This is a genomic window from Flavobacterium laiguense (assembly GCF_003097655.1).
GTDB classification, from domain to species: Bacteria; Bacteroidota; Bacteroidia; order Flavobacteriales; family Flavobacteriaceae; genus Flavobacterium; species Flavobacterium laiguense.
Window position 1 is genome coordinate 268,001 of the sequence record NZ_QCZH01000001.1, and the last position, 12,411, is coordinate 280,411.

At 35.2% G+C, this 12,411-nt stretch carries 10 protein-coding genes; 2 read left to right on the forward strand and 8 right to left on the reverse strand.

Annotation, left to right across the window (positions count from 1 at the left end; translation table 11 throughout):
* Positions 1 to 25 precede the first annotated feature (25 nt).
* The 7 genes from DB891_RS01195 to DB891_RS01225 all read right to left on the reverse strand — a co-directional run bounded on the left by DB891_RS01195 (position 26) and on the right by DB891_RS01225 (position 8,715).
* The gene (locus DB891_RS01195) at positions 26 to 1,774 is read right to left on the reverse strand and encodes a BatD family protein (protein WP_116759757.1); all 1,749 of its coding nucleotides are present in this window, start codon (positions 1,772 to 1,774) and stop codon (positions 26 to 28) included.
* A gap of 243 nt (positions 1,775 to 2,017) precedes the next feature.
* Entirely contained in the window at positions 2,018 to 2,764 is a 747-nt protein-coding gene (locus DB891_RS01200) for a tetratricopeptide repeat protein (RefSeq protein ID WP_116759759.1), read from the reverse strand.
* A 70-nt stretch (positions 2,765 to 2,834) separates the two neighbouring features.
* Positions 2,835 to 3,869 carry a vWA domain-containing protein gene (locus tag DB891_RS01205; RefSeq protein WP_116759761.1) on the reverse strand — a complete coding sequence of 345 codons (1,035 nt, stop codon included), beginning with the start codon at positions 3,867 to 3,869 and terminating at the stop codon, positions 2,835 to 2,837.
* Between the two features lie 86 nt (positions 3,870 to 3,955).
* The gene (locus DB891_RS01210) at positions 3,956 to 4,957 is read right to left on the reverse strand and encodes a vWA domain-containing protein (RefSeq protein WP_116759763.1); all 1,002 of its coding nucleotides are present in this window, start codon (positions 4,955 to 4,957) and stop codon (positions 3,956 to 3,958) included.
* Positions 4,957 to 6,585 carry a phenylalanine--tRNA ligase subunit alpha gene (locus DB891_RS01215; protein ID WP_116759765.1) on the reverse strand — a complete coding sequence of 543 codons (1,629 nt, stop codon included), beginning with the start codon at positions 6,583 to 6,585 and terminating at the stop codon, positions 4,957 to 4,959. Before DB891_RS01215 ends, DB891_RS01210 begins: the two co-directional genes overlap by 1 nt.
* A 63-nt stretch (positions 6,586 to 6,648) precedes the next feature.
* A complete protein-coding gene (locus tag DB891_RS01220) occupies positions 6,649 to 7,512 on the reverse strand; it encodes a DUF58 domain-containing protein (protein ID WP_116759767.1) in 864 nt (287 codons plus the stop codon).
* Between the two features lie 198 nt (positions 7,513 to 7,710).
* On the reverse strand, positions 7,711 to 8,715 hold the full coding sequence (locus DB891_RS01225) for an AAA family ATPase (protein WP_116759769.1): 1,005 nt from the start codon (positions 8,713 to 8,715) through the stop codon (positions 7,711 to 7,713).
* A 270-nt stretch (positions 8,716 to 8,985) separates the two neighbouring features.
* Here DB891_RS01225 and DB891_RS01230 point away from each other — a divergent pair, with 270 nt between their 5' ends.
* Positions 8,986 to 9,861 (forward strand): aldo/keto reductase, encoded by an 876-nt coding sequence (locus DB891_RS01230; protein ID WP_116759771.1) that lies wholly within the window; start codon positions 8,986 to 8,988, stop codon positions 9,859 to 9,861.
* Between the two features lie 183 nt (positions 9,862 to 10,044).
* Here the strand turns inward: DB891_RS01230 and DB891_RS01235 are convergent, their stop codons facing one another.
* The gene (locus DB891_RS01235; RefSeq protein WP_223256019.1) at positions 10,045 to 10,866 is read right to left on the reverse strand and encodes a DUF4382 domain-containing protein; all 822 of its coding nucleotides are present in this window, start codon (positions 10,864 to 10,866) and stop codon (positions 10,045 to 10,047) included.
* A 184-nt stretch (positions 10,867 to 11,050) separates the two neighbouring features.
* Between DB891_RS01235 and DB891_RS01240 the strand changes: the two genes are divergently transcribed.
* Entirely contained in the window at positions 11,051 to 12,190 is a 1,140-nt protein-coding gene (locus tag DB891_RS01240) for an ATP-binding protein (RefSeq protein WP_116759773.1), read from the forward strand.
* The last annotated feature ends 221 nt before the right edge of the window (positions 12,191 to 12,411 follow it).

A 12,411-nucleotide genomic window follows, 5' to 3' on the forward strand; every position in this document is an offset into this window, starting at 1 on the left:
GAATTCTTAAATCTAAAGTCTAGAATTATATCTGCTTTTCTAATTCGGAAATAATGGTTACCGCTTTGTCAAAATCATGTTGTATCGTTGCACTAGACGAAGGCGCATATCTGGCGATCTCACAATTTTCGGTAAGTGCTATAAAACTATTGACCACTTCGGGATTTGCTTTTTTCGACAACAATAATTCCTGGATGTTGTCTTTACTCATTTCCGAAGTTTCGATATGCAGCTTAGCTTTCAAGAAATTGTGCATTGCTTTTTCTAAGGCCACATAGAAAGGCTCTTTATTGCTGATTTGCTTTTTGGCTTCCGATAAATATTTCTTGACCAATTTATTGTTCATTTTGACTCTGTTTCCAAAAACATCACCATCAATTGCTTCTTTTTTCTTTTTGAATAACACAATTAGCGGAAGCATTAAAAACGGTAAAAACAACAAAGTATAGAACGTATTAGAACCAAAAAAAGCGGGTTCATTGCTAGCAGTAAGTTCTGTTTTTAGATTAATAAATTTAAACTGTTCTACCCCTGTAATTTTATTTTTTCCTGTACTGGCGGTTGCAGGCGCCTCAGCAGTTTGCATAGGTCCATCAAGAACATTAATTTTTATTTCGGAAGAACTAATTGTTTTATAGGTGCCTGATCCTAAGTCAAAATAGGAAAAATGCATCGGTTTAATGACATAATCACCTTTGTATTGTGGTATAATGGTGTAGGAGTCTGAGATTTTTCCGTTCATCCCAGAAAGTGGCGTATTTATTTTTTCGCTGTGAACGGCATCATACATTTCTAATGCATTAGGTACTTCAGGCTTAGGCAAAGTAAATAGTTTAAGATTTCCTGTTCCAGTTACGCTTAAAACTAAATCCAGACTTTCTCCGTTTTTTAACATTGTTTTTGAAGGTATTGCTTTAAAATCAAATCTACCCACAGCACCCGAAAAATCCAATGGTTTTCCTGCTTCCGGCAATGCTTTTACATAAATAGTTTTGGCTCCAGCCGAAACCCTTTTATTGCCATCGGTTATGATGACACGCCCGAACATATCCCTGCGATTGGTTGGCAATTGCACATCAATATCGAGCGACAAAGGTTCGATGACTAACTTTCCTGATTTTTGAGGATATAAAACCGTCTTACGCAATACTACATAGCGGTACCGCTCGCCTTTAAACATTCCTTCTTCGGCTACCAATTGTTTGATATCAATGTTTTGACTCCAAAAATCATTGTATTTGGGTTTCCCAAGTTCGTCCCATTTAGTAATTCCGATATTAAAACTAAAATACAATTTATAAACTACCGTAATAGGCTGATTGACATAAGGATTAGTATTCGAAATATCTGCAACTAAATATAAATTATCATCGGCCGAAACTTGTGAATCGTTAGGATCACGAGGCTGTTCTGTTGCTGCAGTTACATTTATTTTTATAGGTGATGTTTTATAAATCTGTCCATTGTACTCTATGGCTGCCTGTTTGATCACCAAAGTCCCTTTTTGATTGGGTAACAGAAAATAAGAATAACTTTTCTCGAAAGTACTTCTCCCGTTAATCCAGGATTGGCTTACTTGTTGGCTTGGTCCTGCAATAATTCGAAACCCATCAAAAGAAGGTTGAACAAAATTATCCCCATCAATATTCATTACAAAATCGATGCGGAGTCTTTCGTTGAGTCCAAGCGTTGTTTTGCTTACTCTAGCCTCAAATTGCACTTGGGCTAAAAGTCCTTGAAAACTGATTAGTAATAGAATTAAATATCTTTTCATTACTTGTTTTAATATTTTAATTGTTTAAAAGAGTTTAAATTGTTTAAGGGTTTAAAAGTTTAGCAATTATAGAATTGAGTTCACACTAACAACCTTAGTTCTTCTAAAAAAACACTTTTTATACATTTGTTAACTGGTTTATTTACAGGTTTTTTTGTTTAAAATAATAGATTCATAGCTTTTAGATTATCGAAACGGATTTAAACAATTTAAACTTTAAACAATTTTAAACCCTTTATATTCTTACCAATCCTTCTCCGTTTTTGCAGGAGAACCTTTTGCTTTATTGGCATTTACTTTATCTTGAACTTTCTTTTCTTCGTTGTTTACGGCATCCAAAAGATTTTCTAATCGTTGTTTTGGGATATCCCCAGGTTTTGGTTTAGGCTGACCATCGTCTTTGGGTTTTTCGTCTTTCTTGTCCTTATCTCCGTCCTTTTTATCGTCTTTCTTGTCGTCTTTCTTTTTGTCGTCCTTTTTATCTTTATCCTTATCGTCTTTTTTATCCTTGTCCTTATCCTTGTCTTTGTCCTTATCCTTCTTTTTATCGTCTTTTGGAGGAGGATTATCTTTTAGCATTTTTTTAGCCAATGCATAATTGTAACGCGTCTCTTCATCCTCGGGGTTGTTGCGCAGGGCATTTTTATAGGCTTCTACCGCTTGGGTATAATCCTTCTCTTTCATAAAAACATTGCCTAAATTATGGAAAGCCTTATGTTTTTGGGTTCTTGTTTTTACGTTTTTTAATGCATTTGCATACGCATATTTAGATTCTGAAAACTGATTTTGTTTGTAAATTGAGTTCCCTAAATTATAAGATGCAACGGTTCTATTAGGGAATTTAGATTTAGATATTCTATAATTGGCTTCCGCCTCCACAAAATTCTTTTCTACATATTCCTCATTCGCTTTAGGCAACACTTTGTCTTTCTGTTGTGCATTGACAACAAAAGTAAAAAGCAACAGTAAGTGTATAATTCTATTTTTCATTTTATATTTTGATGTAAGTTTCAAAGTATTCTAAGAGTTGCTCTTTTGGTTTACTAAGATCTTATTACCTTTATTTATTTTCATTAAATAAATTCAACTTTTTCACCCATCTCGTTTTTCTTTCCAAAAAGAAAATATCCAGAAATAACAAGACGAATCCAATTCCTAAAAACCATTGAAATTGCGATTGAAAATCGGCCATTTCGGTGGCTTCAAATTCGGTTTTTTGAATTTTATCTAATACCCCTTTTATGTATTCCAGCACTTCCTTTGTGTTGTTTCCATTGATGTAACCGCCACCCGTAATTTTTGCAATGGTTGCCAAACTATTTGGATTTAATTTGGTTATAACAACCTCTCCGTTATTGTCCCTTTGGTAACTCTCAACAATTCCGTTCTTTTTTAAAGGAATTGTTGCTCCTTTCTCGGTTCCCAGTCCAATGGTAATGATTTTCATTCCTAGTTTCTTGGCATCTTCTGCAGCAGCTTCGGCACCTTCGGAATGATCTTCCCCATCCGAAATCATAATCAACAATTTGCTAGTCTTACTTTTTTCGGCAAAATAAGTTGCCGATAATTTTATCGCTTCATCAAGAGAGGTCCCTTGTGAGGAAACCATTTCAGGGTTAACACTTTGCAAAAACATTTTGGCAACACCATAATCCGTCGTTATGGGAAGCACTGGAAATGCGCTACCGGCATAAACCACGATTCCTATTCTATCACTCCCCAATTGATTGATGATTTGAGAAACGATTTGTTTGCTTTTTTCCAATCGGCTGGGTGCTACGTCCTCAGCAAGCATACTTTTGGACACATCCATTGCAAACACAATGTCAATACCTTCACGCTTTACGGTTTCTACCTTGGTTCCGATTTTAGGATTTACCAGTCCAATAATCAAAGCAGCCAAGGCCAAAAGCATTACGGTCAATTTTAAAACAGGTTTAAACACAGAGCGTTCCGGACTTAGTCTCTTTAGTAATTCCAAATCCCCAAATTCGCGTTGCTTTTTTCTTTTCCAATATAAATTAATTAGAAAAATTACCACCAGAATGGGCAGTAAAAAAAGAAGGTATAAATAGTTGCGTTCGTCTAATTCCATTTGATTTGTGATTTTAGATTAACGATTGCTGATTTTTGATTTTTTGACATCTTAAATCAAAAATCGAAAATCAAAAATCGAAAATCCTATATAAAACTTCTATATATCGTATTTCGCAATCCTAATTCTAACAATAACAGAAAACCAGCCAGTAAAACAAAAGGTCTGTATTTTTCGTCATAATCATAGAATTTTAGTTCTTCGACTTCAGTAGTCTCCAGTTTATTAATTTCATCATAGATTTGAGCTAATTTGTAATTACTGGTCGCTCTAAAATATTTTCCGCCAGTTTTTCTGGCAATACTCTGCATCAACTTTTCATCAATTTCCACTTTCATCATTTGAAATAAAAATTGTCCATTGGGTGCAATTGCATACGGGAATTCAGCCATTCCGTTGGTTCCTATTCCTATAGTATATACTTTTATGCCGTATTGTTGCGCGATATCGGAAGCTGTATCAGGCTCAATAAATCCAGCGTTATTCACCCCATCTGTCATCAAAATAATTACTTTACTTTTGGCTTTACTATCTTTAAGACGGTTTACGGCAGTGGCCAGTCCCATTCCAATTCCGGTTCCGTCCACTAAAATATTATCGTATTTTATACTTCGAATCGCATCTTGAATAATGGCTTTATCACTAGTTACAGGTGTTTTGGTATACGCTTCAGAGGCATATACCACAAGCCCTATTCTGTCATTGGGTCTCTCATCCACAAAACCTGCCGCTATTTTCTTAAGGGCTTGCATTCGATCCGGTTTTAAATCTCTTGCCAACATACTTCCCGAAACATCGATTGCCATAACAATATCAATCCCTTTTGTAGTTTTGGTTTTATTGCTTACATCAACCGTTCTAGGTCTTGCCATAGCCACAATTAGAGAAGACAATGCCAATAGACGAATTATATTCAATAGTGGTTCTAGCTTGGCCAATAAAGAACTTGTGCCCTTGAACCCTTGAAGAGAACTAATCTGCAAGGAGGCCGTTTGTTGGTCTCTTCTCCAAAATATCAGAGCAAGTCCAATTGGAATCAGAAGAAACAACCAAAAAAATTCTGGATTTAAAAAGGTTATTTTTTCCATTAGTTATTCGCTGATTTAAGTTCTACAGAATTCATAATACGGGCTGATAATTCATTTGCATATCGATCTCCTTCTTCGTGCAGCATCATAATTTGTTGCAACCCTCCCTCTTGTCCAAAAAGTAAAATTTCATAGTAAATTTTAGAACTGCTTTGGCTATTTCCATCTATTCTTGTAAAAGTTCCGTATCCCTTCTTCCCTGTGATTCCTGCATTGGTTTGAAAATCTTCTTGTTTCACAATCATATTTTGAGCCCCTTGTGATTCTAAAACCTGCAAAGAACTTTCGATCGATTTAGACAAATCTAATGCTCCCTCTTTTTTATATTTAATGGTAGAGACCATAATGTAAAAATTATCCAAGAGGCTACCGTAGCCAAAAGACTGCATCTCTTTTATCAAGGCCATCCCGTCTTTTGGCAATGTTTTTGTCAAGTCTATTCGTTTCAACACTTTTGGCGTTTCTACAATAACGCCAGGATTTCCGTATTCACTTTTTACCCATTCACCTTCTAACAACTCTTTAGTAGGATGCCCCAGCACATTATCTACTACATAATTATATCCTTTGGTAGCCATGAAGTAGATTGTTATGGTAGATACTAAAAGAAAAACGGATAAAACCGAAACGACAATACGTTGGCTTCTCTTTTTTCTAAGCAAAATTTTGATTTGTTTTTGCTTTTGCGCTTCATTCAAAATAGTGTCTTCTTCAATCGGAACTTCAACCGGAATGGCTTCGTCCAGCGTTAAAATCGTTTTTTGAATTCTATTTCTATCTTCGGTAATTTCAAATTCTAAAGGTTTCGATTTGGCAAATTTTACTAAATCCGCTTGTTTCAAAACCGTGAATAAATTTTCTATCGTTTCTTGAGAAAGCTTCATTTTCTTTTTTAATGATGCCGCCTTAAGTCCCGCGATCAATTCAGAAGTGGTGCTTTCCATTGCTGGAATTTCTATCGCTTCCTCGATATAATTTCTAGCAATATCCGTCAATTCACTATAATACGCTTTTATTTCACCATGTTGCCAAAGTTCTTTTTTCTCTAAAGTATTGAGTAAACTGGTCGCTTTTTCAATTGGTGTTTTATAAACTTCTTCTTCAATTTTTTTCTTCTGACGAATTTTAGTATACCAATAAACGAAAGCTCCAATTCCTAAAATCAACAAGATTCCCAAAAGATATTTCCACCAATCACCTAATGAGTCTTGGGCTTTTACAATGTCTTTAATGTCATACATTTTTTGTCTTAATGTATCTACTTGAACATTGGCTACCTCAACTTTTATGGAATCGGTCAAAAACGCTTTATCATTGATCAGAATTTTGATGCTTGGAATCGTATATTTCCCCGAATCAAATTGAGTCAAACCATACTTTTTGATTAATTCGTATCGGTCGTCTTTTTTGATGGTGTCAATCGGATACGACTGAATTACTTCTAGCGCTCCAATGTTTTTTAGTTTTGGAAAAACCACTTTAGACAAAGTATCCACCGAAGTTTTTAAAGTCAATTTAAACTCAGCTCCAATTTTATTTTTTGTAGTATCGATACTGGTAACTACTTTTTGCTGTGCAAAAATAGAAGTCGAAATCAGCAGTAATAGTAGGTAAAGTTTAATTTTCATTTTTTATCTAATTAACCCATCAGCCCTGTCAGGGTTTTGAACCCTGACAGGGCTAGGTTTGTCTTATCTTGATTTAAAATAGCCTAATAATTTGGTAACATAACTTTCGTCAACTCTAGTATTTACGACACCAGAACCCGATTTTCTAAAGGTTTCAATAAAATAATTCACATTATCATGATAGTATTTTTCATAATTCATTCGAACCGATTTTGAAGCCGTATTAATCAATTCTGTTTTGCCGGTCTCTGCATCGATCATCGAAACCATTCCTAAATTTGGCATTTTTTCTTCTCTAATGTCATACACTCGAATCCCGGTGATATCGTGTTTCTTGGAAGCTATTTTTAAGGTTTGCTCATAATCTCCCGACATGAAATCGGAAATAACAAAAACGATAGCTTTCTTTTTTTGGGTACCCGACAAAAACTTCAAAGCTTGAGCGATATCTGTTTTGTAACTCTTGGGATGAAATTCTATTAGTTCACGAATGATACGCAATACGTGTGATCTCCCTTTTTTAGGCGGGATATACAATTCGATTTGATCCGAAAACAAGATCAATCCAATTTTGTCATTGTTTTGAGTGGCCGAGAATGCCATGGTTGCAGCAATTTCAGTAACAATTTCTTTCTTGAATTGGCTTTTGGAACCAAAACTTTCTGAACCCGAAATATCAACCATTAACATCATGGTCAATTCTCTTTCTTCCTCAAAAACTTTGACATGTGCTTCGTTGTAGCGAGCGGTTACATTCCAATCGATGGCACGTATGTCGTCGCCAAATTGATATTGACGCACTTCACTGAAAGTCATTCCACGTCCTTTGAACGAAGTATGATATTCCCCCGAAAAGATATGATCGCTCAATCTTCGGGTCTTGATTTCTATTTTACGTACTTTTTTTAAAAGCTCTTTTGTATCCATTTTTCTTTAGTGACCATTGAACAGTGTTCAGTGTTCAGTTTTTTAGTGATCAGTAATAAGTATTCAGTAAATTGAATCCAGTCAGTTTTTTATTTTAAGCTTATTCTCCAAAGTCTTTTACATTAAAATCATTTTACAACAACCCTTTTTGAAACGACCTAGACTGAATACTAAAAAACTGAACACTGAACACTTCCTTTATGGTACTTCGATTTCGTTTATGATTTTATTGATGATGTCTACCGAGGTAATGTTTTCGGCTTCGGCTTCATAAGTAATACCAATTCTATGGCGTAAAATATCATGTACTACAGCACGAACATCTTCTGGAATAACATACCCACGACGTTTGATAAAAGCATAACATTTTGCAGCGGTAGCAAGGTTAATACTTCCACGAGGAGAAGCTCCAAAACTGATTAAAGGTTTCAATTCGGCCAATTTATATTTCTCAGGGTAACGAGTGGCGAAAATAATATCTAGTATGTATTTCTCTATTTTTTCATCCATGTAGACTTCACGAACTGCTTCTTGAGCACGTAAAATTTGTTCTACAGAAACTACCGGGTTTACCTTGTCATAGCTTCCTTTAAGATTTTGACGAATCACCAAACGCTCGTCTTCCATCTTTGGATAATCGATAACGGTTTTCAACATAAAACGATCGACTTGTGCTTCTGGCAATTGGTAAGTTCCTTCTTGTTCTATAGGGTTTTGAGTAGCCAAAACTAAAAATGGTCGATCTAACTTGAAAGTGGTATCACCAATGGTGACTTGTTTTTCCTGCATCGCCTCCAATAATGCCGATTGCACTTTGGCAGGCGCACGGTTGATCTCATCGGCAAGGACGAAATTAGCAAAAATTGGTCCTTTTTTGATAGAGAACTCATTCTGCTTAATATTATAAATCATGGTTCCTACAACATCGGCAGGCAATAAATCTGGAGTAAACTGGATTCTACTAAAAGAACCTTGAATGGCTTGTGAAAGTGTATTTATGGCTAATGTTTTTGCCAATCCCGGAACACCTTCCAACAAAATATGTCCTTGACCCAAAAGTCCGATTAATAATCGTTCGACCATGTGTTTTTGTCCAACAATAACTTTGTTCATTTCCATGGTGAGAAGGTCTATAAAAGCACTTTCTCTTTCGATTTTTTCATTGATTGCTCTAATGTCTAAAGTCGTTGTATTCTCTTCCATATTTGTATTTTTATACCCTTAATTTTTATAACTTTCGTTTGATGGTGCAAATTCATTTTTTTTTTAGAAGTAAGGTGTTAAAAAATGGTTAAAACTTCGGACAATCCCCTAATTTTAAGCTCGAATTGTGATACAATTTGCCTATTTTTAAGAACTCAATACAATAACCATCAAAATCACAACTTTAACCCCCAAATCATTAGGGGCTGTTGCCCAATAAATGGCGCAGAATTGACGTTGGATTTTTTGAATAAACATTAAAATAAAAACATGACAAAAACAACTTTTTCTAAGATAATTGCTGGCACCATGACATGGGGAATTTGGGGTAAAAACCTAGACAAAAATCAGATGATTGACCTGATGAATTCTTGTCTCGAAAGCGGCATTTCGACCTTTGACCATGCCGATATTTATGGGGCATATACTACTGAAACTGCTTTTGGAAATGCCTTTAGCGAAAGCAAAATTGACAGACAAAAAATACAGTTGATTTCAAAGTGCGGCATTCAACATAAAAACAAAAACAGAAGCCAAAACATAGTTGGACATTATGAATATTCGAAGTCCTACATCATTTGGTCTGTTGAACAATCCTTGCAAAATTTACAAACCGATTATTTGGATCTTTTACTGTTGCATAGGCCAAGTCCGTTGATGCAAGCCGATGAAATTAAGGAAGCTGTAGAAAAATTAAAAACCGAAGGGAAGATTTTAGATTTTGGTGTATCGAATTTTACACCCAGCCAGACCGATTTGATTCAAACAAAAACCAAAATCAATTACAACCAAATCGAATTTTCGATCACGCATCTGGATCCAATGCTAGACGGCAGTTTAGACCACATGCAAACCAACCAGATTACACCTATGTGTTGGTCTCCTTTAGGAACCGTTTTTAGAAAAGACGATGAACAATCGCAACGCATAAAAAAGCTAGCGACAGCACTTTCGTTAAAATACAATGTGGCAGATGATGTTATTTTATTGGCTTGGATATTGAAACATCCCGCTGGAATTTTACCGGTTTGCGGGACTTCCGACAAAACTAGAATTGCCAATTTAATGCAAGCCACCACCTTCGAAATGGAATTGCAGGATTGGTTTGCGCTTTGGATAGCGAGTACAGGAAATCCGGTACCTTAGGCGTAATTAGCATGGTATTCACAATAAAAAAACAGCCTCAATTCGGGGCTGTTTGTATGTCATACCGATTATGTATTCAATATAATCCAATAAAAATTGGACTGTTTTCATACCATATCGGCATTATACCACTTACTATTGGGCTATTTAGAAAATATAGATAGTATCATTTCCTGATTAATCCTATTTTTTTGATGCCAAAACAATACTACCTATGTCGGTAATCATTCCGTCCTTCACTACAATATCTGGAACCGTTGCTACAAGATAATCCGATGTGGGATCTGGCGTTAATGTTACGGCATATGTTCCTGCGGGAATCCCTTTAATCTGAAAAACACCCAATTCATTGGCATAAGCCGAAAACTCGGTATCACCCGCCATTACCGATGCCTTCACTTGAAAACCTGTTGGGGTAACCGTTCCTTTTATCCCTCCCAGGCTTAATGTGGCAAAGACTTTTATAACTGGATGAAGGTTGTAAATCCCCGAATTTCCAGCTTTTACAATCGATTTGTCAACATCAAAATCCAACGTAAAATCATAAGACATACCGGGTTCCAAAGTTTGATTCACTTTGAGTTTCAAACCAGATTGTTGAGCGCTTGGCGTTTTCAACGGATGTTCAACTCCATCTACCACCACGGTATTGTTTTCGCCTAGCAATAATCGAATTTGACCCAAGTAACCAGAAGGAACCCACGTATCGGCAATTAAAACACTGACTCCGCCGGTCAAATCCATCAAATCATACGGAGTAGGCTCTATGGTCCCTATACTTATCCATCCATTGTCATCGCTGTTTTCGTTGCTTTTAATCAAAACATCAATCACTTCCAAATTCACCTCGTCATAATCCCCTGGAGCATCTGTCAATCTCACTGCCATTTTTGAGGTTTGGTTGGTCATAGAATCCGAATCATCATTGCTGTCACAAGCCATAAAACACAAAGTTGCGAATATGATTACAGAAAAAATAAACGCAGGAATTTTAATATTTTTCATATATTTAAAGAATTAAATTAAACAAATACTTTTTATATTTTAGTTTATCGGTTTGGTCCAATTTCTAAAATGATGTTGTTCGTCTTTTTTTATAGAATTGATTAAAAAAACACACCAAGTTAACAATTAAAAATCTGATTTACAAATATTTAACACGTTCCGAAAGGTTATTAAATACAATAAAATGATTAACAAGCGTCTTCTTATCAAAAACCTGCTCGCTCACAACGATGAGAGTAGTTTTTATGATAAAAAACGACAGTTAAATTTGCATTCCAGAGAAGGTAAAGCAAAATTTTTAAAGCATATTTGTGCATTATCCAATTCGAATCCTACCAATAATTCCTATATAGTAGTTGGTGTTGAAGACGAGAATAATACTATCGTGGGAGATGATTTTTTTGATGATAGCAGGATTCAGAATTTAGTAAATGCTTTTCTGGAACATCCCCCCAAAATTCAATACGAAAACGTACCTTTTCCTAATTTACCAAAGGACAAAGTTATTGGGCTCGTAACCATAAAACCCAAGAGCAAAACTTCTTATTTTAAAAAAGGAATTCACACTATTCCCGCTAATAGTGTTTTTATACGTCGGGGCAGCAATACGATGCCAATTGAGGGCGAAGTAGATAAAAATTATCAGAATACCGAAACCGTAATTGATATCGAAAACAGTTCGAGAAACAGTATCGAATACACTCTTGATGGCGTTATTGATTTTATGAATTTTCGCCACAAGGACATGGCTCCAAAATACAAAGTTTTTAAAGAATTATTTGTTATTTGTTGGGCTGGGATCGCCAAAAGAAATCGACATAAAACCTATTTATCCAGAGTGGATATTGAATTAATCAACGAGCAAATCAAATTGTTTTATTCGGCTCAAGATGTGGTGGAGATTACGTATGACGAGGATACTTTTACCATTATTGAGTATGTCCCTTTAGGGCTGAATGACAAAACCAGTTACTACCCATTAGAACAACAAACGATTCATTTTCATGACAATGGATACTATAAGATTGATCGAAAAATACTTTTTGAACCGCCGGAATTCAACAGGAAAATGTTGTACCATATTTATAATTCGAATATCTCTTTGCTCTACAAACTCCAAAAAGACATTAAATTATCGGAACGGGAACTCAAAGATTTAGAAAATTTACCCTCTACTTTTATGATTTGTTACCTTAACGGTTTTGACGAGGCCAAACAAAAACTGATTGATGCCAAACCGCTATTGAAACCGTATACGCAAGCCTATCTTTCGTTTAAAGAAGCCCTACGAATTCTAAGAAAAATGAAATATGATGTGCAGTAAGTTTGCTTTTTGAGAGTCGTTTTATCACGATTAGCTAAACAAACCTGTTATCCAAATAACAACATCATTAATTACTTGACAAGCAAAATTAGTCATTAGTAATATTAAGGTGAGTAATGCATTCATTTTATAAATTTTTAGTAAAATTACAATACTTTCTTACAACATACAATCACTAAATTTAGTGATATTTTGAAAGTCAAAAATAATCAATTTTATTT